The following is a 23,640-nucleotide window of genomic DNA, read 5'->3' on the forward strand; positions in this document are numbered from 1 at the left end:
AAGATAAGATCTCTCATTCGGAAGAAGTAAGACCCCTTGAAGACGACGAGGTAGATAGGGCAGGGGTGGAAGGGCAGCAATGTCCGGAGCTGACTGTTACTAATCGGTCGAGGGCTTGACCAAAATGGTTCTAAAAGGCAGAGTGTTTTATGATATGCAGTTTTGAAGGTGCATGGTTTTTATTTTATAATGCTTTATATCGGGGTGTGGCTCAGCTTGGCTAGAGCGCTTGATTTGGGATCAAGAGGTCGCAGGTTCGAATCCTGTCACCCCGACTTTTTCCAGAGATGTTTCTTCTATTTTTATAATTAATAAAAAAATAGTAAGAGGACTCTGGTATTTTTTTTGCCTTTCAATCAAAAGGATGTATCTATTTAGGTATATGAGAGGGCGAAAAATAAAAATAAAAAATTGCTAAGAATACGCAATAAAAACATTGACAGATAAAAATATTTGCAATATAATAAGTAATTGTGACAGTATGGTTAAAAATACTTCGCCAATAGCCCCGGTGGGGTATTTGAACAATATATTTTTTAGAAAATATCTGATTGTTGGACGTTTGTTGTGATTGACGAGATCAACAGATGAAAGTGAGCTTTGATGTTTTCGGACATTTACATCAGGGAGCTAGTATTTCTTATACGATTAGATACACGAATAAGGAGGTTCACTATGAAAAGCTTTGTAGCCAGCCCGGCAACAATTGAAAGAAAATGGTATGTAGTTGACGCTGCAGATCAGACATTAGGACGTTTAACTTCACAGGTAGCAGCAATCCTGAGAGGTAAGAATAAACCAACATTTACACCAAACGTAGATACAGGTGATTATGTAATCGTAATCAATGCTGACAAGATTAAAGTAACTGGTAAGAAGATGGATCAGAAGATCTACTACAGCCACTCTGATTATGTAGGCGGTATGAAAGAAGCTACATTAAGAGAAAAAATGGCTAAGAAACCTGAAGATGTTATTACATTAGCAGTTAAGGGTATGCTTCCAAAGGGACCATTAGGAAGAGCTATGATCAAGAAGCTTCATGTATATGCAGGTCCTGAACACAACCATGCAGCTCAGAAACCAGAAGTACTTGAACTCAAGTATTAATTAATGGATTACATCGGAAGGAGAGAGAATAATGGCTTCAGTAAAATATTACGGAACAGGTAGAAGAAAAAAGAGTATTGCCAGAGTATACCTTACACCAGGTACAGGTAAGATCACAATCAACAAGAGAGATATCGATGAATATTTCGGTCTTGAAACATTAAAAGTTGTTGTTAGACAGCCACTTGTTGCAACAGAAACATTAGAGAAATTCGATGTATTAGTTAATGTTCACGGCGGCGGTTTCACAGGCCAGGCTGGTGCTATCAGACACGGTATCGCTCGTGCATTACTGAAAGCAGACGCTGAATTCAGACCAACTCTTAAGAAAGCTGGTTATCTGACAAGAGATCCACGTATGAAAGAACGTAAGAAGTACGGCCTCAAGGCTGCACGTCGCGCTCCGCAGTTCAGCAAGCGATAATCGACTGCTCAGACTATATCAAAATGGTTCAAAAAGCCCGGAAAATCAAGGTTTTCCGGGCTTTTGCTATATCTAAACGGGCTGATATGGTTTGACCAAATTTGGCAAAACGAGAGCCGATTTTATCCAATTTTTAGTGGTCCGCAAGTGGTTAACTGACCAAAAAGAGGGCGAAAAGAGGGGGAAGTGGTTCCCAAAGTGGTTAACCGAGAGCCGATTTTTGGGGTGCTTTTCAGCCCTCCTTTCCCTCGTTTTTTGGCTGTGGCAGTTTGGCATAGTTTGAGCTAATTTGAATAATTGAATATGAATTTGATGTAGCACACAGTATAAATGCTGGGTGCTTTTTTCATTTCAGGAACTCGTATTCCGGCGATAGAAAGAGCCGTCACTTCACTGTTAATTTTGAAGTGGCGGCTTTTTCTATTTCCAGAAGCAACAGCAATAATTAGAAATGAGGTGAAGTCAATGAACACGCAAATCATCGCCATTGCCAACCAGAAAGGCGGCGTTGGCAAGACAACGACCTGTGCCAACTTGGGAATCGGGCTGGCGCAGGCCGGAAAGAAAGTCCTGCTGATCGACGGGGACCCGCAAGGGAGCCTGACAATCAGCCTGGGAAATCCGCAACCGGACAAGTTGCCATTTACATTGTCCGATGCAATGGGCAAAATTCTGATGGATCAGCCTATACGCCCCGGAGAAGGTATTCTGCATCATGCAGAAGGCGTTGACCTGATGCCTGCGGACATCCAGTTATCCGGTATGGAGGTATCCCTGGTAAACGCCATGAGCCGTGAGACTATCTTGCGGCAATATCTGGACACGCTGAAGGGGCAATACTCCCATATCCTCATCGACTGCCAGCCCTCCCTGGGTATGCTCACAGTCAATGCGCTGGCCGCTGCGAACAGGATCATAATTCCCGTTCAGGCAGAGTATCTGCCCGCCAAAGGACTGGAACAGCTGCTCTCCACGGTAAACAAGGTAAAGCGGCAGATCAACCCCAAGCTCCAGATAGACGGTATCCTGCTGACGATGGTGGACAGCCGAACCAACTTTGCCAAAGAGATCTCCGCGCTCCTGCGTGAGACCTATGGCAGCAAGATCAAAGTATTCAGCACAGAGATCCCCCACTCTGTCCGGGCAAAGGAAATTAGCGCAGAGGGAAAAAGTATTTTCGCCCATGACCCTGGCGGCAAAGTGGCAGAGGGGTATCGAAATCTGACGAAGGAGGTGTTGAAACTTGAAAAGCAGCGCGAAAAAAATAGAGCTGGCCTCGGTAGATGATCTGTTCTCCACCGAAGAAGGCCGTCAGGATGCAAAGCTGGAAAAGATTCAGGAGATTCCGCTGTCTGAATTGCATCCCTTTAAGAACCACCCATTCAAAGTCAAGGATGACGAAGCCATGATGGAGACCGCTGACAGTATCAAGCAGTATGGCGTTCTGGTTCCGGCGATTGCTCGACCGGACCCGGAGGGTGGTTATGAGCTGGTAGCCGGACACAGGCGGCACAGAGCCAGTGAACTGGCAGACAAGGAGACCATGCCAGTCATTGTTCGGGATTTGGATGATGATGCCGCCACGATCATTATGGTTGACAGCAATTTGCAACGAGAAAGCTTGCTCCCAAGTGAAAGAGCCTTTGCCTACAAGATGAAGCTGGACGCCATGAAACATCAGGGAGAGCGAGTTGATTTAACTTCGTCCCAAGTTGGGACGAAGTTGAGAGCCGATGAAATATTGGCTCAGCAGGCTGGTTCAAGCAGAAATCAAATTCAGCGCTATATCCGTCTGACAGAGTTGATTCCCGAACTGCTGGACATGGTGGATGAAAAGAAGATTGCCCTGAACCCTGCCTATGAGCTGTCCTTTCTCAAAAAGGAGGAACAGGTAGACCTGTTGGACGCAATGGACAGCGAACAGGCTACCCCTTCTCTTTCTCAAGCCCAGCGGCTCAAGAAATACAGTCAGGAGGGGCATCTGACCCTCGATATGATGCGTGTCATCATGGGTGAGGAAAAGAAAAGCGATCTGGACCGAGTGACATTTACCTCTGACACCTTGCGGAAGTATTTCCCTAAAAGCTATACGCCCCAGCGGATGCAGGAAACCATCATCAAGCTGCTGGAGGCATGGCAGAAAAAGCGTCAGAGAGACCAGGAACGATGAAAGGAGCCGCCTATGAGGGATATTTCAGCCCGTGAGCTGAAAGGACACAACATTCTCGCCGTAGAGAGGTTTTGGGATGACACACGCTGGATGATTGAGTTTTCCGTCCTGCGTCCCAGCGCAGCTTACGGCAGTCCCGGAGAGGAAATGCGGCTGTTTTTGACCGAGGACGGGTATCAGGCCGCTCTGCAAAGCCAGCAGCGCCGGGAGATCAAGATCAAGCGTTACGCTCGTGTGATTGAGGGACATATCCTCGATTTCAAACCGGGAAAACGCCGCCGCTCATAAACCCATACAACGAAAGGAAAGGAATGACTATGTGTACGGTAAAGGAAATTCAAGAAGCAATCCGGGAAGATTGCAAATCTCAGCATGACATGGATACAACGGATATTGACCGCGTGATGCAAACACTTCCTTTCGCCCAGGAGGAGCCATTTACAGAGGCGCGTCTTCAAAAGCCGCTGTTTTGGTTCTATGCAAGAAAATTTGAAAAGTGTTGAACACCGCAATTCTTTGGAATGAGGATTGCGGTTTTTTGTACCCAAAATTCGGAAGGAGTGAGGTCGATGGCCGTTTTTCGCATTGAACGGACCCGTGATTATACCGTGATGAGCAATCATCATTTACGAAATGCAAATCTGTCGTTAAAAGCCAAGGGGCTGCTTTCCATGATGCTGTCTTTGCCAGAGGACTGGAATTACACCACCCGTGGTCTTGCAAAGATTTGTAAGGAGGGCGTGGATGCCATAGGCGCTGCGTTGCGGGAATTGGAGGCTGCCGGTTACATTGTGCGGCACAAACTGCGTGACCGCCAGGGACGCATCAGTGATACGGAGTATGTCATATATGAGCAGCCACAGCCGAAGAACCCGGATACGCCCCAGCCGGATATGGCTTCACCAGATACGGAAAACCCGTATCTGGATAAACCGGATACGGAAAAGCCCGCAGAATTAAATATAGAGAAATCAAATACAGAAAAAACAATTACTTATGGATCAAGTACCGATTCTATTCCCTTCCGGGAGCCAGCGGCAGCACAGCTGCCGGAACGGAAAGGAAGGGATGCGATGTCTGTCTCAGAGATGGAAAGTTATCGGGATTTGATTCTGGAGAACATCGAGTATGACCACCTGTGCCGGGAGTTTACCACCTACCGGGAGGACCTGGACGAGATTGTGGAGCTGATGGTGGAGACTGTCTGCGCCAAGCGGAAAACCACCCGGATCGCTGGCAGTGACTTCCCCCATGAGGTGGTGCGCTCCCGTTTTTTGAAGCTGGACAGCGAGCATATCCGGTTTGTCATGGACAGCTTACAGAAAAACACCACCGAGGTCCGCAACATGAAGCAGTATCTGCTTGCGGTGCTGTTCAACGCGCCGACCACGATCAGCAACCACTACACTGCACAAGTCAACCACGATATGTATGCAGGCGGCTGGTAAACAGCCGCTTTTCTGCTGCCCGGATACACCGGGAGAAAGGATTTTGCCATGAAACGACCCCTTGCTTACATTACGGCTCCCTGGAGCAACAGCCAGTATGAGAACGCCGAGAACGCTGCGGCCTACTGCCGTCAGGTGTACGACGCCGGGTATTCGCCCATCTGCCCGGTGCTGTTCCTGCCCACCTTCCTCAAGGACGACATTCCCCAGGAACACAAGGACGGTCTGGATATGGCGCGGGACTACCTGCGCCGTTCCCATGTGCTGGTGGTCTGCGGCCACGGCATCGACGAGACCGTGAAGAATGACATTGCCACCGCCGAGCGCCTGCGGATTACCGCCACCACCCTGGACGGCATCCTGACCGTGAAGGGCCAGGGGCGTGGGAAAGGAGGTGCGCGCCATGCCTGAGCGTAAGACTGTGGGCCAGCTGATGGAGGAAATGCGCCTCAAGGCCGGGGCGCAGAACTACCACGGCCACGAATACATGGATTTGCAACGGTTTGCCGAGGACACCCGGCACATGATTATTTTTGATGTGCTGACGAACGATTCCCCTGTTGGCTGGAAAGGCGAACGAACCCGCCTGTTCCTGTCGGATACCGGTTATGAAAAAGCACTGGATAGTCAGGAAAAGGGGCAGATTAAGATTTTGAGCCACGCAAAGGTGCGTCAGGGCAATCTGCACTATGACCGTACTGACCAGTTACGCTAAGGAGGGCGGTATGAAGCGTTATCTTCTGCGGCGGCTGGTGGTTCCGCCTTAGCAAAAATGAGATTCCCTGCAAACTTCGTGGAAAGGAGGCGTTGAAAATGCAGGAAGAAGTGGAAAACAGAACTTTGACGCTGGTTGTCAGTGGAACAAAGTTTACCGGCAGAATGTTTAAGGCTGCCATAAGCAAGTACATGGCACATCGAAAGGAAAAGAAGCTGGAAAAACAGAGAAGCCGTGATGCGCCGGTTGTTCCGCATGGAAAACAGACTGTGAAGCAGCTTGTCGGGCAGAATCAGGGAATATCCAACATTGAGATCACAGACCCCTCTATCAAGGAGTTTGAGAAAATCGCCCGGAAATATGGTGTGGATTATGCGGTGAAAAAGGACCGCAGCAGTTCTCCGCCAAAGTACCTGATTTTTTTCAAAGGCCGTGATGCAGATGCTCTGACAGCAGCTTTTACAGAGTACACCAACAAAAAAGTCAAAAAGGCAACGAAAACAGAGCGCTCGTCCGTACTGGCAAAACTTAACCAGTTCAAAGAGATGGTTAAAAATGCTGTGGTGGATCGCACCAAGCGAAAGGAGCTGGAACGATGAAAAAGACATTGGACATCAAAAAGCTCATTTTGCTGAATATGCCGTATATCCTGATGGGACTGTTTGCTACCAATTTTGGAGAGGCATGGCGAATGGCACAAGGGGCGGATGCTTCGGAAAAGTTTCTTTCGCTGATTGCGGTTCTGCCTGGGGCGCTGGAAAGTTTCTGGCCAAGCCTGCATCCATTGGACTTGTTGGTAGGGCTGTGCTGTGGAGGCAGTCTGAGGCTGGCGGTGTATCTTAAAAGCAAGAACGCCAAGAAATATCGACATGGTTTGGAATATGGTTCGGCCCGCTGGGGAACCCGTGAGGATATTGCACCTTACGTTGATCCTGTATTTCAGAACAATGTGATTCTGACGAAAACGGAGAGCCTGACCATGAACAGCCGCCCCAAGGACCCAAAGACTGCCAGAAACAAAAATGTACTGGTGATTGGCGGCTCCGGTTCCGGTAAGACCCGCTTCTGGCTCAAACCGAATCTGATGCAGATGCACAGCTCCTATGTTGTGACGGACCCGAAGGGAACAATTCTGGTGGAGTGCGGAAAAATGCTCCAAAGGGGTGCGCCCAAGCTGGGGAAGGACGGGAAGCCAGTAAAAGATAAAAATGGCAAAGTCATTTATGAACCGTATCGTATCAAAGTGTTGAACACCATCAATTTCAAAAAATCCATGCACTATAATCCATTTGCGTATATTCACAGCGAAAAGGATATTTTGAAGCTGGTGACAACGCTGATCGCCAATACCAAAGGCGAGGGAAAAGCCGGGGACGATTTCTGGGTCAAGGCAGAAACGCTTCTGTACTGTGCCCTTATCGGATATATCCATTATGAGGCTCCGGTGGAGGAGCAAAACTTCTCCACCCTCATCGAGTTCATCAACGCCATGGAAGTCCGGGAGGATGACGAGGAGTTCAAAAACCCCGTAGACCTGATGTTTGATGCACTGGAAGCCGAGAAGCCAAATCACTTTGCGGTGCGCCAGTATAAGAAATATAAGCTGGCAGCCGGAAAAACCGCTAAGTCGATTTTGATTTCCTGCGGTGCGCGTCTTGCTGTATTTGATATTGCGGAGCTGCGCGAGGTTACATCCTACGATGAGTTGGAACTGGATACGCTGGGAGACAGAAAAACGGCTCTGTTCCTCATTATGAGTGATACAGATGACAGTTTTAACTTTCTCATTTCCATGTGCTACACCCAGTTATTCAACCTGCTTTGTGAAAAGGCCGACGATGTGTATGGCGGCAGGCTTCCGGTTCATGTGCGCTGTCTGATTGATGAGTGTGCCAACATCGGGCAGATTCCGAAGCTGGAAAAGCTGGTGGCCACCATCCGAAGCCGTGAAATCTCTGCCTGTCTGGTGTTGCAGGCACAGAGCCAGCTCAAGGCAATTTACAAAGATAATGCCGATACCATCATCGGTAACATGGATACTTCCATCTTCCTGGGAGGTAAAGAGCCAACAACGCTGAAAGAGCTGGCGGCTGTTCTGGGAAAGGAGACCATAGACACTTACAACACCGGAGAGAGCCGGGGACGGGAGACTTCCCACTCGCTCAACTATCAGAAATTGGGAAAAGAGCTGATGAGCCAGGACGAGCTGGCAGTTATGGATGGCGGCAAGTGCATCTTGCAGTTGCGCGGTGTGCGTCCGTTTCTTTCAGACAAGTATGACATTACCAGACACCCTAATTTCAAATACACAGCTGATGCAGACAAGCGAAATACCTTTGATATTGAAGCATTTTTGTCTGCCAGACTAAAACTCAAGCCTGATGAGGTCTGCGATGTATATGAAGTAGACACAAAGGGCGCTTAATTTGTTCCGCTTTAGAAGGGAGTGATCTTATCTATTTGCCGCACCTGCCCTCTATGGGCCATTGGCGTACAAAGCGGACAATCGCAAGAAAAATAATGAAAAAGGAGGACAGCCGGAATCATGCTCCCGGAAACCGGGCGGCAGATTGTTCCGGCTTTTGTATGCCTATGAAACATGACAAACCTATTTTTTAATCAGATTCCGGCTAACAAACTATATGGCATTTTTTGAACAGGCAATTACCGTTCTTCAGACTCTCGTTATCGCTCTGGGCGCTGGTCTTGGTATCTGGGGTGTCATCAACCTGTTGGAAGGTTACGGCAACGACAACCCTGGCGCCAAATCTCAGGGCATGAAGCAGCTCATGGCTGGCGCTGGTGTAGCCGTTGTTGGTATGGTTCTTGTACCTCTGCTCTCCGGGCTGTTCTCTGTCTAAGCGTTCCTGCATGAAATCCTTGCCGCTCCCGCAGCTCTGCGGGGGCGGCGGAAAGGAGGTTGACACCGTATGGATTTCTTACTTGAAGCCCTGACAAATTGGCTGAAAGAAATGCTGGTGGGCGGTATTATGAGCAACCTTTCGGGGATGTTTGACAGTGTAAACCAACAGGTCGCGGATATATCCGTACAGGTAGGACAGACCCCACAGGGATGGAATGGCAGTATTTTCAATATGATTGAGAATCTGTCAAACTCCATCATGGTGCCGATTGCAGGTGTGATCCTGGCTATCGTGATGACTGTAGACCTGATCCAGATGATTGCAGACAAGAACAACCTGCATGATGTGGATACCTGGATGATTTTCAAGTGGGTATTCAAATCAGCTGCCGCCATCCTCATTGTCACAAACACATGGAATATCGTGATGGGCGTCTTTGATATGGCGCAGAGCGTGGTGGCGCAGGCGGCAGGGATTATCAATTCGGATGCGTCCATTGACATTTCCTCAGTTATGACCGATCTGGAACCGAGGCTGATGGAAATGGATTTGGGACCGCTGTTCGGACTGTGGTTCCAATCCCTCTTTATTGGCATTACCATGTGGGCGTTGTATATCTGTATCTTTATCGTTATTTATGGCCGTATGATCGAGATCTACCTTGTAACTTCGGTGGCTCCCGTTCCAATGGCTGCAATGATGGGCAAAGAATGGGGCGGTATGGGACAGAATTACCTCCGATCCCTGCTGGCACTGGGCTTTCAGGCGTTTCTCATTATCGTCTGCGTGGCAATTTATGCTGTGCTGGTGCAGAACATCGCTATGGAAGATGACATCATCATGGCAATCTGGAGCTGCGTGGGCTACACCGTACTGCTATGTTTTACGCTGTTCAAAACCGGCAGTCTCGCCAAATCAGTCTTTCAGGCGCACTAAAACGGAAGGAGGTTTCCACATTGGCTTATGTACCCGTACCCAAGGACTTAACAAAAGTCAAAACAAAGGTCATGTTCAATCTGACCAAGCGGCAGCTTATCTGCTTCACGGGCGGAGCGCTTATTGGCGTACCGCTTTTCTTTTTGCTCAGAAAACCTACCGGAAACAGTGTAGCGGCTATGTGTATGATGCTGGTTATGCTGCCCTTCTTCATGCTGGCTATGTACGAAAAGCATGGACAGCCCCTGGAAAAGATCGTGGGCAACATTCTCAAAGTAGCTGTGATCCGTCCAAAGCAGCGACCTTACCAGACCAACAACTTTTATGCCGTATTAAAGCGGCAGGAAATGCTCGATAAGGAGGTGTATGACATTGTTCACCGCAATAAAAAAATGGCTGCATCGGATGTTCGGAAAAACCGAGGAAAAAACTGTGCAGCCGGTAAAGACAAAGAAAAAACTGTCCCGCGCCGATAAGAAGCAGATCGAAGCGGCCATTGCCCGCGCTAACCGCACGGACAAAAAAGGAAAATCTGCGCAGGACAGTATCCCTTATGAACGGATGTGGCCGGACGGAATCTGCCGCGTATCGGACAGCCACTACACAAAGACCATCAAGTTTCAGGACATCAACTATCAGCTCTCCCAAAACGAAGATAAGACGGCAATCTTTGAGGGTTGGTGTGATTTCCTCAATTATTTTGACAGCTCGATTCATTTCCAGCTGTCTTTTTTGAACCTTGCGGCATCGGAGGAGACCTTTGCTAACTCCATTTCCATCCCGCCCCAGAGGGACGCCTTTGACAGTATCCGTGAGGAATACACCACAATGCTGCAAAATCAGCTGGCCAGAGGTAACAACGGTCTCATCAAGACCAAATATCTGACCTTTGGTATCGACGCGGACAGCATCAAAGCCGCCAAGCCCCGTCTGGAGCGTATTGAGACCGATATACTTAATAACTTCAAGCGTCTTGGTGTAGCTGCCAGAACGCTGGACGGTAAAGAAAGGCTTTTTCAGCTTCATGCGGTATTCCACATGGATGAACAACTCCCGTTTCAGTTTGAATGGGACTGGCTGGCTCCTTCCGGTCTGTCCACAAAGGATTTTATTGCACCAAGCTCCTTTGAGTTCCGCACCGGCAAGCAGTTCCGTATGGGTAAGAAATACGGGACTGTTTCTTTTTTGCAGATTCTCGCACCGGAACTGAATGACCGTTTGCTGGCTGATTTTCTGGATATGGAAAGTTCGCTCATTGTGAGTATGCACATTCAGTCGGTGGATCAGGTGAAAGCCATCAAAACGGTAAAGCGGAAGATTACCGACCTGGACCGCAGCAAGATCGAGGAACAGAAAAAAGCAGTCCGTGCCGGATACGACATGGACATCATTCCATCTGACCTTGCTACCTACGGCAGTGAAGCGAAAAAACTCTTGCAGGATTTGCAGAGCCGCAACGAGAGAATGTTCCTTTTGACTTTTCTGGTGCTGAACACAGCGGACAATCCCCGTCAGCTTGGCAACAACATCTTTCAGGCAGGCTCTATTGCCCAGAAGTATAACTGTCAGCTGACCAGGCTGGACTTCCAGCAGGAAGAAGGGCTGATGAGCTGTTTGCCTCTGGGTCTCAATCAGATTGAGATTCAGCGAGGACTGACCACCAGTTCCACAGCTATCTTTGTGCCCTTTACTACGCAGGAACTGTTCCAGAACGGGAAAGAAGCTCTGTATTACGGCATCAATGCTCTGTCCAACAACCTCATTATGGTGGACAGAAAGCTGCTGAAAAACCCCAACGGCCTGATTCTGGGTACGCCGGGTTCCGGTAAGTCCTTCAGCGCAAAACGAGAAATTGCCAACTGCTTTTTGCTTACCAGTGATGATGTCATTATCTGTGACCCGGAAGCGGAGTACGCACCTCTTGTTGAGCGTCTGCATGGGCAGGTCATCAAGATCTCACCTACTTCAACCAACTATATCAATCCGATGGATCTGAATCTGGACTATTCGGATGATGAAAGCCCGCTGTCACTCAAGTCTGACTTTATCCTCAGTTTGTGTGAGCTGATCGTGGGCGGTAAGGAGGGCTTGCAGCCGGTGCAGAAAACCATTATTGACCGTTGTGTACGGTTGGTTTACAACGAATATCTCAATGACCCAAAGCCGGAGAATATGCCGATTTTGGAGGACCTTTATAACCTGTTGCGGGAGCAGGAAGAAAAAGAAGCTCAGTACATTGCAACGGCATTGGAAATCTATGTAACGGGTTCTTTGAATGTGTTCAATCATCAGAGCAATGTGGACATTGATAACCGGATTGTCTGCTACGACATCAAGGAACTGGGCAAGCAGCTTAAAAAAATCGGTATGCTGGTGGTACAGGATCAGGTGTGGAACCGCGTTACCATCAACCGTGCCGCCCACAAGTCCACCCGTTACTACATCGACGAGATGCACCTGCTTTTGAAGGAGGAGCAGACCGCCGCCTATACGGTGGAAATCTGGAAGCGATTCAGAAAATGGGGCGGTATTCCGACAGGTATCACCCAGAATGTCAAAGACCTTTTGAGCAGCCGCGAGGTAGAGAACATCTTTGAAAACTCGGACTTCGTGTATATGCTTAACCAGGCAGGCGGAGACCGTCAGATTTTGGCGAAGCAACTGGGGATTTCCACACACCAATTATCTTATGTGACCCACTCCGGTGAGGGCGAGGGCCTGCTGTTTTATGGCTCTACAATCCTGCCTTTCGTGGATCACTTCCCGAAGAACACCGAGCTTTACCGCATTATGACCACCAAACCTCAAGAATTGAAAAAGGAGGATGAATGATTATGAATCTCAACATTTTGAATAAAAATCCGCTGATGTTTTTTGACAGGGCGGTAAATGCCCAGCGCAGCCAGCTGCTTACAGTCATGGCCGATGCGGTAAGTGAGTGCCGCACGGCGGCAGATCAGGCAGCCGAACTGAATGAGACCGGTCAGGTGGGGCTGCTCCGTCTGGCAGAGGTCTGGAGTGCCATCCGTGCCAAGGAAGGTATGGGCGGTCTGGTTCTGGAAGGAACAGAGGCGAAGATCCTGTCCGATGTGGTGGCACAGTTTTATGCCTACCTGTCCGGCTGTATGTTCAACGATCCTGTGGGAATGGCCATTTATGCAGAGCTGCACTACATGATGTCCTCCCTCATGCTGGGAGAATGGTTTGAATAAGGAACCGCGCCTGCGCTTTACTGATGAGGAACGGTCTGACCCTGCACTGGAAAAGCCGATCCGTAAAGCGGAGAAAGCTGCGGCCAGAGCAGATAAGGCGCAGGCCAATATCCCAAAGAAAAAGGTCAGGCAGACGGTCATTGCCCCGGATACCGGAAAAAAGACCTCGAAGCTGACCTTTGAGGACAAGAAAAAGCCACCTTCCAAAGTTTCTCAAGGAGTCAGGGAAGCTCCCGTCCATCTGGTCGCAGGCAAGCTCCACAAAGAGATCCGGGAAACAGAGCAGGACAATGTGGGCGTGGAAAGCGCCCACAAGTCCGAGGAAGCGGTGGAGACCGGCGCTTATCTGGTGCGGGAGGGCTATCGCAGCCACAAGCTGAAGCCGTACCGCAAAGCAGCCCAGGCAGAGCGTCAACTGGAAAAGGCAAATGTAAATGTTCTGTACCAGAAATCTTTGCAGGAAAATCCCCAGTTTGCCAGCAACCCTCTTTCCCGCTGGCAGCAAAAGCAGACCATTAAAAAGCAGTATGCCGCCGCCAAACACGCCGGTCAGACTGCCGGAAATACCGCCCAGGCTGCGTCCAAAACCGGAAAAGCCGCAAGGACGGTAAAAGAAAAGGCACAGCAGGCAGGGGCGTTCGTCATGCGCCACAAGAAGGGTTTCCTGATGGCAGGGGTTTTGTTCCTCATTACCTGTATGCTGATGAATACCATGTCCTCCTGCTCCATGATGGCGCAGAGTATCGGTTCCGTTCTCTCCGGCACCACTTATCCGTCGGATGACCCGGAAATGCTGGCAGTGGAGGCAGATTATGCAGCCAGAGAAGTCCAGTTACAGGAGGAAATCGACAACATTGAAAGCAGCCACCCAGGGTATGACGAGTATCGCTATGACCTTGGTATGATCGGACATGACCCTCATGAGCTGGCAGCATTTCTGTCTGCCGTCTTGCAAGGTTACACCCAGCAGAGCGCTCAGGCAGAGCTGGCGCGTGTGTTTGCAGCACAGTATCAGCTGACGCTTACTGAGGAAGTGGAGATCCGCTACCGCACGGAGACCTCCACCGACCCGGAGACCGGCGAGACCACCTCAGAAGAAGTCCCCTATGAGTATTACATTTTGAATGTGAAACTCACCAGCAAGCCCATTTCCGCTGTGGCGTCGGAGTTACTGACCCCGGAGCAGATGGAAATGTATCAGGTTTACCGGCAGACCATGGGCAATAAGCCGCTGTTGTTTGGCGGTGGTTCCCCTGACATGAGCAATTCCGAGGACTTGACCGGTGTACAGTTTGTAAATGGAACCCGTCCCGGAAATCCGCAGTTGGTGGAGCTGGCCAAGCGTCAGGTCGGCAATGTGGGCGGTTATCCTTATTGGAGCTGGTATGGTTTTGACAGCCGCGTGGAGTGGTGCGCCTGCTTTGTATCCTGGTGTTATAACCAGGCTGGAAAAAGTGAGCCGCGCTTTGCAGGCTGTGAGTGGCAGGGCGTTCCGTGGTTCCAGTCTCATGGACAATGGGGTGCAAGAGGCTATAATAATCTGGCTCCCGGAGATGCAATTTTCTTTGATTGGGATTTGGATGGGACAGCAGACCATGTGGGTATCGTGATCGGTACGGATGGCAGCCGCGTTTATACCGTGGAGGGAAATTCCGGCGATGCCTGCAAGATCAAAAGTTATGACCTGAATTATCAAAGCATTAAAGGCTATGGTCTGATGAACTGGTAACAGACTTTGTGGAAAGGAGTGAACGGTTATGGCAAAAAACAAAATTGAACGTATCGACCAGGAAATTGAGAAAACCCGTGAGAAGATTGCGGAATATCAGGAAAAGCTCAAGACCTTGGAAGCACAGAAAACGGAGGCAGAGAATCTGGAAATCGTTCAGATGGTTCGTGCGTTACGCATGACTCCAGCACAGCTGAACGCTATGCTTTCCGGTGGAATGAACCATGGCAGAGATACGACACTGCCGGAATCAAATAATCAGGAGGCTACCGCTTATGAAGAATAAAAGAATTTGCAAAACACTTTCCGCCCTTTGCCTGACAATGGTTGTGGCATTTGGATTTACGATCCCTGCTTTCGCACAGGGGTCAGAACAGGCACCGGCGGCACCGGCAGAGGATTCTACAAATGACAGCAATGTGATTGTGGAAGAAACAGAACCAGCACCGGCACTTACACCGGAGGGGAATGCGGCACTGGTGGATGATTTTGGAGGCAATAAGCAGCTCATTACCGTTACCACCAAGGCTGGCAACTATTTTTACATTTTGATCGACAGGGCGAATGAGGATAAAAAGACTGCTGTTCATTTTCTGAACCAGGTGGATGAAGCGGATTTGATGGCACTGATGGAAGATGAAAATGTCAAAGAGAAGCCGGCTGCGGTATGCAGCTGCACGACAAAATGTGAAGCAGGGGCAGTCAATACGGCTTGCCCGGTCTGCGCAACTGATAAGAGTAAATGTACGGGCAAAGCACCGGAACCTCCGGCAGAAACACCGGAACCGGAAAAAGAGAAGCCTGCCGGACTGAACCCGGCTGCGATAGTCCTTTTGCTGGCTCTGCTTGGAGGCGGTGGCGTATTTGCCTACTTGAAGCTCATTAAGAATAAGCCTAAGACCAAGGGCAATGACAGTCTGGACGATTATGATTATGGCGAGGAAGATTCCGAGGAATGGGAAACCGAGGATGAGGAGTCGGACGAACCGGACGCTGATGGGGGCAGCACAGAAGAAGATGACGAGGACAGCGTGAAATGACCCGTTTCACAGACAGTCCCTATGAACGCATGATGACACGCAGGCCGGAGGGCGGGAGGGAAACTTCCCGTCCTCATTCTTTATCCCACAACCACCCCTGCTATGGTTGCGGGAGTTATGGAAGTCCCTGCGTAGGTATCTGCCATCGTGAGATGGAACGTTGGCTCAAAGAAAGGAAACGAAAAAAATGAGTGTTCTGATTATATTTATCAAGCTGATTGCTGTTTTTGACCTGCTGGTGATCGCCGTGTATTTTGGCGGCGACATTCTTTCTACCATGTTAAACAAACTTCGGAGAAAGCCAAAGCAAGATGACCCCTTTGATTTCTCCTTAGATACCGTGACAGTTTCATTGTCCATAGATTCTATCCGTCAGCTTTATTCCGGTGATGCGGCAGAGTTTGTGGAAGAAAAGATCCTGCCAAATGCGGAGAAAACAATGGCCGTTTTGACGGAACAAGAACAGACGGCGACTCGTCTGCTCTTATCTGCTCTGATCGGTTTTCTTGCTGCAGAAGCTCCTATGGATGAACAGAGCTTTCCTTTGATGATGGAACTTCTGAACTGCATGGAAGGGGAAAAAGAAGATGGTTGCCAGGATGCAGTAGATAGTTTACTTGAAGATGCCGCCTGCAATACCCGCCGTCACGAAGAATATTACAGCAATTATCAACGCTACCAGCTGATGCAGGTGGATAAAACCCGTGTCATTTTGGCTTGCCGCATCATCATCAATGACCTGCTGGGGAAACTGTACCGCTATGATTATCGGTTTGGATATAACCTGCTTTTGGATGAGGAAAACAGCATTGAGAAAAAGCTGCACACGCCTGTGCGAGAAGAATGGGAGGATGAAGATTATGAAACTTGTAATTGCTGAAAAGCCATCAGTTGCCCAGAGTTTGGCGGCGGTGATCGGCGCAACCGTCCGTAAGGACGGGTATCTGGAGGGTAACGGCTGGCGTGTCAGCTGGTGCGTGGGTCATCTGGCCGGTCTTGCAGATGCAGACAGCTATGACCCCAAGTATGCCAAGTGGCGATATGATGACCTGCCTATCCTGCCGGAACATTGGCAGATGGTGGAGGGAAAAGATAAGAAAAAGCAGTTTGATATTCTCAAAAAGCTGATGAATGCCCCGGATGTGACGGAAGTTGTAAATGCCTGTGATGCCGGACGCGAGGGCGAGATGATCTTCCGCAGCGTCTATGAGCTGGCAGACTGTCAGAAGCCTATGAAAAGGCTCTGGATTTCTTCGATGGAGGACTCTGCCATAAGGGAAGGCTTTGCAAACCTGCGCCCCGGTGCGGATTATGACGGACTTCGGGATGCTGCCCTCTGCCGTGCCAAGGCCGACTGGCTGGTGGGGATCAATGCCACAAGGCTTTTTTCCGTGCTGTACCACCGCACCCTTAACATCGGGCGCGTGATGTCCCCAACGCTGGCGCTCATTGTCCAGCGAGAAGCTGAGATCGACACCTTTAAGCCGGTTCCTTTTTATACCGTGGCGCTGGAGCTGCCCGGTCTTACCGTATCCGGGGAGCGCATGAGTGACCGAGCAAGCGCAGAGCAGCTGAAAGAAGCCTGTCAGGGTGTAGCTGTCACAATCAAAAAGGTGGAGTGCAAGGAAAAGTCCGAAAAGCCGCCTGCCCTCTATGACCTGACTACTCTGCAAAGAGATGCCAACCGCCTGCTTGGATTTACAGCCCAGCAGACCCTGGACTATCTGCAAAGCCTGTATGAAAAGAAGCTCTGCACCTATCCCCGTACTGACAGCCGCTATCTGACCAGTGATATGGCAGACAGCCTGCCGGTGCTGGTGAACCTGGTTGCCAACGCCATGCCGTTTTGCAAAGAAATCGCCATTGCCTGTGATCCGCAGACGGTCATCAACGATAAGAAAGTAACTGACCACCACGCAGTAATCCCTACCAGAAATCTCAAGGATGCAGACCTTTCTGCCCTTCCTGCGGGAGAAAAAGCGGTGCTGGAGCTGGTGGCCCTGCGTCTGCTGTGCGCCGTAGCCCAGCCCCATATCTATTCGGAAACTGTTGTGATTGCAGCGTGTGCCGGTGGAGAGTTTACCGCCAAAGGAAAAACGGTGAAGCACCCCGGATGGAAAGCACTGGAGGACGCTTACCGTGCCAAAATGAAGGATGCAGAGCCGAAAAAAGAGGGCGCAGAGAAAGCTCTGCCGGAGCTGACCGAAGGACAGACCCTTTCGGTTGCTGCGGCAATCGTCAAAGAAGGTAAAAGCAGTCCACCTCAGCACTTTACGGAGGATACCTTGTTGTCCGCAATGGAGACTGCCGGAAAAGAGAATATGCCGGAGGAAGCCGAGCGAAAAGGTCTGGGGACACCGGCCACCCGTGCCGGTATTTTGGAAAAGCTGGTATCTGCCGGTTTTCTGGAACGAAAAAAGAGCAGGAAAACGGTGCAGCTTCTCCCTTCCCACAATGCAGTATCCCTTATCACGGTCCTGCCGGAACAACTGCAATCGCCGCTTCTGACTGCCGAGTGGGAGTACCGCCTGGGCGAGATCGAGCGCGGGCAGCTTGCCCCGGAGGAGTTTCTGGATGGGATCAGCACCATGCTGAAAGATCTGGTGGGGACTTATCAGGTCATCAAGGGAACCGAGTACCTGTTCACCCCGCCCCATGAGGTGGTGGGTAAATGCCCTCGCTGTGGCGGTGAAGTTGCAGAACTGCAAAAAGGCTTCTTTTGTCAGAATGATTCTTGCAAATTTGCAATCTGGAAAAACAACAAATGGTGGGATGCCAAGAAAAAACAGCCGACCAAGGCTGTGGTGTCTGCACTGCTGAAAGATGGCCGTGTCCGCGTAACGGGCCTATATTCGGAGAAAACCGGCAAGACCTACGATGCCACTGTGGTTTTGGAGGACGATGGACAGTACGCCAACTTCAAGCTGGAATTTGACCAGCGGAAAGGAGGCAGCCGATGAAGCTCTCTTTAGTGGAACGGGAAACCATTCTCCTCTATAACCAGGCAGAACCAATGGCTGAGGTCTACACCCACGATCCCCGTCTGATGGAGAAGCTGGAACTGCTGGCAAAAAAGCACCCCGACCAAATCACCCGAAAGGACGCCCATAACTTTACCGTTCCCAAGCGGTGTGTATCAGTCAGGGAGCCATACAGCGCCGAGCGTCGCAAAGCTGCCAGTGAGCGTGCGAAAGCTGCCGGATACCAGCCTCCTATGCGAAAGTCCGGCAGTTAAAGGCACATGGCAGAGAATGTATTTGAAGCGGTCAAGCAGTCGGTCAGCACCAGAGAAGCGGCAGAGTTTTATGGGATAAAAGTCAGGCGAAATGGCATGGCCTGCTGTCCTTTTCACGATGATAAGAACCCCAGCATGAAGGTAGACCTGCGATTCCACTGCTTTGGCTGCGGTGAAGATGGGGATGTGATCGACTTTACCGAAAAGCTCTTTGACCTCTCCCCAAAAGAAGCGGCGGAGAAACTGGCACAGGACTTTGGCCTGATCTATGACAGTCAGGCCCCGCCCCGCAGGAGATATGTCCGGCAAAAAACCGAGGCACAGAAGTTTCGGGAGGATCGACAGCGCTGTTACCGCGTACTGTCCGATTATTACCATCTGCTGAAAAAATGGGAAGCCGACCGTTCTCCCAGGACACCGGAGGAAGAACCGCACCCCCGTTTTGTGGAAGCAATCCAGAAGAAAGCCTATGTAGAATACCTGCTGGACCTTTTCCTTTATGAAAGTGAAGAAGAACAAAAGGCATGGATTGCAGAACACACAGCAGAAATCACACACTTGGAAAGGAGATTGAAAATCATGGCTGAGAACAAACCCACCAACCGAGAACGGCTAAGGGAAATCACAGATGGCATCGAGCAGGGCATCAAGGAACTGTTTGAGAGTGAAAAGTATATGCGCTATCTGTCCGTCATGTCCCGCTTCCACCGCTATTCGGTAAACAACACCATGCTCATCTATATGCAGAAGCCGGACGCCACATTGGTAGCCGGATACAATAAGTGGAAAGACCAGTTTGAGCGTCATGTAAAAAAGGGCGAGCATGGCATTACCATCATCGCTCCCACACCGTATAAGAAGAAAATCGAGGAGCAGAAGCTGGACCCAGATACCAAGGCTCCGATTCTGGATAAAGACGGAAAGATCGTCACAGAGGAAAAAGAAATCGAGATTCCCATGTTTCGCCCTGTCAAGGTCTTTGATGTGAGTCAGACCGACGGGAAACCTTTGCCGGAGCTTGCTTCCTCCCTTTCCGGCAATGTGCCAAATTATGAGGCATTCATGGAGGCCCTGCGCCGCAGCGCACCGGTGCCGATTACTTTTGAAGCAATGGCCGCTGATACGGACGGCTATTTTTCTGCTGATCATCAGAAAATTGCCATTCGTCAGGGCATGAGTGAGGTTCAGACGGTTTCAGCCACAGTACACGAGATTGCCCACAGCAAGCTCCATGACCCTAAAAAATATGAAATGCTACCGTCATGGAAGGTTGTGCAGGAGAGTGAAGGTGGAACCAAACATGATTTCAAGTTGGATTTTGCCACAGAAAAAGAAGCCGAACAGTTTGCTTCTGATATGGATTGGCGTTATGTGGACGAAAATCAGTTTGAATGGCGTCTTGCAGTTGAGGAAGATCCAACCGCAGAAAAACGGGCAATCAAAAACCGCCACACGGAGGAAGTGGAGGCTGAAAGCATCTCCTATGCGGTCTGCAAGTATTTTGGCATCGAGACCGGAGAAAACAGCTTCGGCTATATTGCAAGCTGGAGCCAGGGCAAAGAGCTGAAAGAGCTGAGAGCCAGTTTGGAGACCATCAACAAAACCTCCGGCACTTTGATCTCCGACATTGAGCGCCACTATAAGGAAATCTGCAAAGAGCGCGGAATCGACCCTCATGCAAAGGTAGAGCCGGAACCCGCCCCGATAGAGCAGCCAGAAGATGCCGCTAAGGTATCTGATAGACAGCAGAACGGCGATCTGACCTACTATGTAGCAGAGTGCATGGAATTTCCAAACCTCGGAGAATACCACGATAACCTGTCTTTGGAGGAAGCAATCCGCATTTATCAGGAGATTCCGGCAGAACGAATGAACGGGATCAAGGGCATTGGTTTTGAGCTGAAAGACGGAAGCGATTATGAAGGACCTTTTCCGATTTTGACCGGCCATACCATTGACCTGGACACCATCCAGGCAATCGACTATTACCGTGATAATCCTCTGGTGCAAAAAGCGGTAAAGGAACTGGCTGCGGCAATGCCAGAAATGGAAGTGCTGGGGGCGGACGCCAACCAGCAGGAGGCTTTGTTTCTGATTGACGATGCCACCTATCTTCATATCCAGTCCTGTGACAGCGGCTGGGACTATACCCTTTACGATGCCGCGTCCATGAAAGAGCTGGATGGTGGTCAGCTGGATATGCCGGAGATTTCCCGCATGAAGGCAGTTCTCCAGATTTGTGATGACAACGATTTGGGCAGAGACTCGGTAAAATACGCACCGTTGTCCATGATTGAGACCTTGCAGGAAGCTGCCTACCAGCAGATGCAGGCAGAGGCCAGTCAGATGGCTGCTTCTTCCCAGCTGCCGGAAGCACAGGAGCAGGCACTGGATGAATACCCCATGCCGGATGAGCAGGTCTCTACACCGGATATGCAGGAATATGGATACTCCTATGATGGGATGCTCCCTGTTACCAGAGAACGGGCGCTGGAACTGGATGCCGCCGGTTTGACCGTCTATGTGCTGCATGAGGACAATACGGAGAGTATGGTGTTTGACCCACAGGAAATCATGGATCATGGCGGCATTTTCGGTGTGGACCGTGAGGAATGGGAGAAAAGCCCTCAGTTCCACGAAAAGGTCATGGAGCGCCAGGAACATCAGCAGGAACGGGAACAGGCATTTCTTGCTCAGAACAGAGATTGCTTTGCCATCTATCAGGTGAGCCGTGACGATCCGCAGAATGTGCGCTTTATGAATCTGGACTGGCTAAAGTCCCATGACATTTCCATAGACCGTAGCGATTATGATCTCATTTACACTGCTCCGCTGAGGGAGTCTGGCACGGTACCGGAGCAGCTGGAAAAACTATATGAGCAGTTTAATCTGCAAAAACCGGCGGATTTTCACAGTCCTTCTATGAGTGTCAGTGACATCGTTGCGATCAAGCAGGATGGTAAGGTATCCTGTCATTACTGTGACAGTGTTGGTTTTACCCAGATCCCCGGATTCCTGCCGGAAAATCCGCTGAAAAATGCGGAGATGGCCGTGGAGGACGATTACGGCATGATCGACGGTATCATCAACAATGGCGCAAAAGAGCCTACGGTGGCAGAGCTGGAACAGCAGGCCCGCAGCGGTCAGTCCATTTCCCTCATGGATTTGGCTGCCGCTGCCCATCGGGAGGAACGGGAAAAGAAAAAGTCCGTCATGGAGCAGCTGAAAAGCCAGCCCAAGGCAGAACACAAAAAGACAGCGCCCAAAAAGAGTGCGGAAAGGGAGATTTGATATGGGAAACTTTACTTTTGAGGAAATGAACCTGATGTGCATTTACAATACCGGCAGCCGCACCGGACTGATCGACAGCCTGCGTGAGATGCGCGGCGAGCTGGCCCCGGAGGAAACCGAGCTGCGGGAGTTGACAGACAGCGCACTGGGCAAGCTCCAGGCCATGAGTGATGCCGAGTTTGCCGAACTGGAGCTGTACCCGGATTTTGACCAGTAAACAACATAACCGCAGGGATGGGGTGGCGATCTGCCACCCCGCCTTTTTACCCCAAAACTGAAAGGAGGACAGAACACCATGCCAACCAAAGCTGAACTATATGCACAGATGGCGGAGAAGGTGACAACGCAGCTCACGGGGAGCTGGCAGGAATGGGCAGGGTTTCTCACTACTGCTTCCCGCCTTTACAAGTACCCGTTCCACGAGCAGCTGATGATCTATGCCCAGCGACCGGACGCCACCGCCTGTGCGGAGTACGATTTGTGGAATGAAAAGATGGGCCGGTATGTAAGGCGCGGCTCCAAAGGGATTGCTCTGGTGGACGATTCCGGGGACAGACCCCGCCTGCGTTATGTCTTTGACATTTCCGACACCGGAACCCGTGAACATTCCCGCACTCCCTGGCTGTGGCAGCTGGAGGAGCGCCATCTGGATTCCGTGCAGGCCATGTTTGAGCGCACCTATGATGTTTCAGGTGATGACCTTGCCGGACAGCTCACCGAGGTAGCCGGAAAACTGGCTGAGGAATACTGGACGGAGCATCAGCAGGACTTCTTCTATATCGTTGACGGTTCCTTTTTGGAGGAATATGATGAGTTTAACATCGGAGTACAGTTCAAGGCAGCAGCCACCGTCAGCATCACTTACGCTTTGATGTCCCGCTGCGGACTGGAGCCGGAACGCTACTTCGACCACGAAGATTTCATGGCAATCTTTGATTTCAACACCCCGTCCACCATCGGGGCGCTGGGAACAGCGGTCAGCCAGATCAACCAGCAGGTGCTGCGGCAGATCGGCGTTACCGTCCGAAATGCAGAGCGCGAAGCCAACCAAGAAAGGAGCAAACAAGATGAACAATCCAATGACCTATATCCAGAACGGAGACTATCTGATTCCCGACCTGAAACTGAGCCAGCAGCCGGAGAAACCCCTGGGCAAGTACGGCAGGATGAGGAAAACCTACCTGAAAGAACACCGTCCCATCCTCTACAACCAGATGTTGCTGAGCGAGAAGCTGTACCCGCACCTCATCGAGATCGACGAGACCGCCCAGAGCAGACTGGAGCAGATGATGCCCCAGCTGGCGAAGGAAGCGGGAGCCAACGAGGAACTGAAAGCCAGCGATCCCATGAAGTGGGTGGGGCTGATGAACACCTGCAAAGCCCAGGCAGAGGAGATCCTGATGGCGGAGCTTATCAACAGCTGACCCTAAACCTGTTCCTCTCCGAAGCGGAACAGATCCAATCCA

General features: G+C 50.3%; 27 protein-coding genes, 1 tRNA gene and 1 rRNA gene. 28 read left to right on the forward strand and 1 reads right to left on the reverse strand.

Going from position 1 to position 23,640, the window contains the following annotated elements; translation table 11 throughout:
• The 27 genes from HED67_RS14745 to HED67_RS14875 all read left to right on the forward strand — a co-directional run.
• Positions 1-123, forward strand: a 23S ribosomal RNA gene (locus HED67_RS14745); the annotation flags it as partial.
• A gap of 77 nt (positions 124-200) precedes the next feature.
• Positions 201-275, forward strand: a tRNA-Pro gene (locus HED67_RS14750).
• A 400-nt stretch (positions 276-675) separates the two neighbouring features.
• The gene (gene rplM / locus HED67_RS14755; RefSeq protein ID WP_015515107.1) at positions 676-1,110 is read left to right on the forward strand and encodes a 50S ribosomal protein L13; all 435 of its coding nucleotides are present in this window, start codon (positions 676-678) and stop codon (positions 1,108-1,110) included.
• Positions 1,111-1,141: 31 nt separating this feature from the next.
• Positions 1,142-1,534: a 30S ribosomal protein S9 gene (gene rpsI / locus HED67_RS14760; RefSeq protein WP_015515108.1), complete on the forward strand. Its 393-nt coding sequence runs from the start codon at positions 1,142-1,144 to the stop codon at positions 1,532-1,534.
• 465 nt (positions 1,535-1,999) lie between these two features.
• On the forward strand, positions 2,000-2,821 hold the full coding sequence (locus tag HED67_RS14765; RefSeq protein ID WP_221718765.1) for a ParA family protein: 822 nt from the start codon (positions 2,000-2,002) through the stop codon (positions 2,819-2,821).
• On the forward strand, positions 2,778-3,704 hold the full coding sequence (locus HED67_RS14770) for a ParB/RepB/Spo0J family partition protein (RefSeq protein ID WP_002592135.1): 927 nt from the start codon (positions 2,778-2,780) through the stop codon (positions 3,702-3,704). Before HED67_RS14765 ends, HED67_RS14770 begins: the two co-directional genes overlap by 44 nt.
• 12 nt (positions 3,705-3,716) lie before the next feature.
• A complete protein-coding gene (locus HED67_RS14775; protein ID WP_004797472.1) occupies positions 3,717-3,992 on the forward strand; it encodes a DUF5720 family protein in 276 nt (91 codons plus the stop codon).
• Between the two features lie 23 nt (positions 3,993-4,015).
• Complete coding sequence (locus HED67_RS14780; protein WP_431833139.1) at positions 4,016-4,207, forward strand: hypothetical protein; 192 nt, start codon at positions 4,016-4,018, stop codon at positions 4,205-4,207.
• Positions 4,208-4,273: 66 nt separating this feature from the next.
• Positions 4,274-5,152 (forward strand): DUF6017 domain-containing protein, encoded by an 879-nt coding sequence (locus HED67_RS14785; protein ID WP_040462775.1) that lies wholly within the window; start codon positions 4,274-4,276, stop codon positions 5,150-5,152.
• 48 nt (positions 5,153-5,200) lie between these two features.
• On the forward strand, positions 5,201-5,563 hold the full coding sequence (locus HED67_RS14790) for a DUF7768 domain-containing protein (RefSeq protein WP_221718766.1): 363 nt from the start codon (positions 5,201-5,203) through the stop codon (positions 5,561-5,563).
• A complete protein-coding gene (locus tag HED67_RS14795) occupies positions 5,556-5,867 on the forward strand; it encodes a DUF5720 family protein (protein WP_004797476.1) in 312 nt (103 codons plus the stop codon). The genes HED67_RS14790 and HED67_RS14795 overlap by 8 nt, the downstream gene beginning before the upstream one ends.
• 98 nt (positions 5,868-5,965) lie before the next feature.
• The gene (locus tag HED67_RS14800) at positions 5,966-6,466 is read left to right on the forward strand and encodes a PcfB family protein (RefSeq protein ID WP_004797477.1); all 501 of its coding nucleotides are present in this window, start codon (positions 5,966-5,968) and stop codon (positions 6,464-6,466) included.
• A complete protein-coding gene (locus HED67_RS14805) occupies positions 6,463-8,292 on the forward strand; it encodes a VirD4-like conjugal transfer protein, CD1115 family (RefSeq protein WP_221718767.1) in 1,830 nt (609 codons plus the stop codon). Before HED67_RS14800 ends, HED67_RS14805 begins: the two co-directional genes overlap by 4 nt.
• A 217-nt stretch (positions 8,293-8,509) precedes the next feature.
• Positions 8,510-8,728 carry a Maff2 family mobile element protein gene (locus HED67_RS14810; protein ID WP_003525154.1) on the forward strand — a complete coding sequence of 73 codons (219 nt, stop codon included), beginning with the start codon at positions 8,510-8,512 and terminating at the stop codon, positions 8,726-8,728.
• 69 nt (positions 8,729-8,797) lie between these two features.
• Entirely contained in the window at positions 8,798-9,667 is an 870-nt protein-coding gene (locus tag HED67_RS14815) for a VirB6/TrbL-like conjugal transfer protein, CD1112 family (RefSeq protein WP_005335866.1), read from the forward strand.
• Positions 9,668-9,687: 20 nt separating this feature from the next.
• Positions 9,688-10,143, forward strand: a complete 456-nt coding sequence (locus HED67_RS14820; protein WP_005335865.1) for a PrgI family protein — start codon at positions 9,688-9,690, stop codon at positions 10,141-10,143.
• Positions 10,100-12,499: a VirB4-like conjugal transfer ATPase, CD1110 family gene (locus HED67_RS14825; RefSeq protein WP_221718768.1), complete on the forward strand. Its 2,400-nt coding sequence runs from the start codon at positions 10,100-10,102 to the stop codon at positions 12,497-12,499. Before HED67_RS14820 ends, HED67_RS14825 begins: the two co-directional genes overlap by 44 nt.
• Positions 12,496-12,879: a DUF3851 domain-containing protein gene (locus HED67_RS14830; protein ID WP_205488514.1), complete on the forward strand. Its 384-nt coding sequence runs from the start codon at positions 12,496-12,498 to the stop codon at positions 12,877-12,879. The genes HED67_RS14825 and HED67_RS14830 overlap by 4 nt, the downstream gene beginning before the upstream one ends.
• The gene (locus HED67_RS14835; protein ID WP_117539804.1) at positions 12,872-14,608 is read left to right on the forward strand and encodes a C40 family peptidase; all 1,737 of its coding nucleotides are present in this window, start codon (positions 12,872-12,874) and stop codon (positions 14,606-14,608) included. The genes HED67_RS14830 and HED67_RS14835 overlap by 8 nt, the downstream gene beginning before the upstream one ends.
• Before the next feature lie 28 nt (positions 14,609-14,636).
• A complete protein-coding gene (locus HED67_RS14840) occupies positions 14,637-14,894 on the forward strand; it encodes a DUF4315 family protein (protein WP_221718769.1) in 258 nt (85 codons plus the stop codon).
• Complete coding sequence (locus HED67_RS14845) at positions 14,884-15,648, forward strand: DUF4366 domain-containing protein (protein WP_221718770.1); 765 nt, start codon at positions 14,884-14,886, stop codon at positions 15,646-15,648. Before HED67_RS14840 ends, HED67_RS14845 begins: the two co-directional genes overlap by 11 nt.
• Complete coding sequence (locus HED67_RS14850; RefSeq protein WP_003526245.1) at positions 15,645-15,839, forward strand: hypothetical protein; 195 nt, start codon at positions 15,645-15,647, stop codon at positions 15,837-15,839. Before HED67_RS14845 ends, HED67_RS14850 begins: the two co-directional genes overlap by 4 nt.
• Positions 15,836-16,528: a conjugal transfer protein TraG gene (locus HED67_RS14855; RefSeq protein ID WP_221718771.1), complete on the forward strand. Its 693-nt coding sequence runs from the start codon at positions 15,836-15,838 to the stop codon at positions 16,526-16,528. Before HED67_RS14850 ends, HED67_RS14855 begins: the two co-directional genes overlap by 4 nt.
• Positions 16,509-18,608, forward strand: coding sequence for a type IA DNA topoisomerase (locus HED67_RS14860; RefSeq protein ID WP_330656614.1), 2,100 nt, complete (start codon positions 16,509-16,511; stop codon positions 18,606-18,608). Before HED67_RS14855 ends, HED67_RS14860 begins: the two co-directional genes overlap by 20 nt.
• The gene (locus tag HED67_RS14865; protein ID WP_055224644.1) at positions 18,605-18,883 is read left to right on the forward strand and encodes a hypothetical protein; all 279 of its coding nucleotides are present in this window, start codon (positions 18,605-18,607) and stop codon (positions 18,881-18,883) included. The genes HED67_RS14860 and HED67_RS14865 overlap by 4 nt, the downstream gene beginning before the upstream one ends.
• A gap of 6 nt (positions 18,884-18,889) precedes the next feature.
• Positions 18,890-22,174: a YodL domain-containing protein gene (locus HED67_RS14870; RefSeq protein ID WP_221718773.1), complete on the forward strand. Its 3,285-nt coding sequence runs from the start codon at positions 18,890-18,892 to the stop codon at positions 22,172-22,174.
• 1 nt (position 22,175) lies between these two features.
• Positions 22,176-22,391, forward strand: coding sequence for a transposon-transfer assisting family protein (locus tag HED67_RS14875; RefSeq protein WP_002576226.1), 216 nt, complete (start codon positions 22,176-22,178; stop codon positions 22,389-22,391).
• Positions 22,392-22,862: 471 nt separating this feature from the next.
• Here the strand turns inward: HED67_RS14875 and HED67_RS17140 are convergent, their stop codons facing one another.
• Positions 22,863-23,240 carry a hypothetical protein gene (locus HED67_RS17140; protein ID WP_246612259.1) on the reverse strand — a complete coding sequence of 126 codons (378 nt, stop codon included), beginning with the start codon at positions 23,238-23,240 and terminating at the stop codon, positions 22,863-22,865.
• Positions 23,241-23,253: 13 nt separating this feature from the next.
• Between HED67_RS17140 and HED67_RS17145 the strand changes: the two genes are divergently transcribed.
• Entirely contained in the window at positions 23,254-23,598 is a 345-nt protein-coding gene (locus HED67_RS17145; RefSeq protein ID WP_456298684.1) for a TnpV protein, read from the forward strand.
• Positions 23,599-23,640 lie beyond the last annotated feature (42 nt).

The sequence above is a fragment of the Pseudocoprococcus catus genome (assembly GCF_019734885.1).
In the GTDB taxonomy this organism is placed as follows: Bacteria; Bacillota; Clostridia; order Lachnospirales; family Lachnospiraceae; genus Coprococcus_A; species Coprococcus_A catus.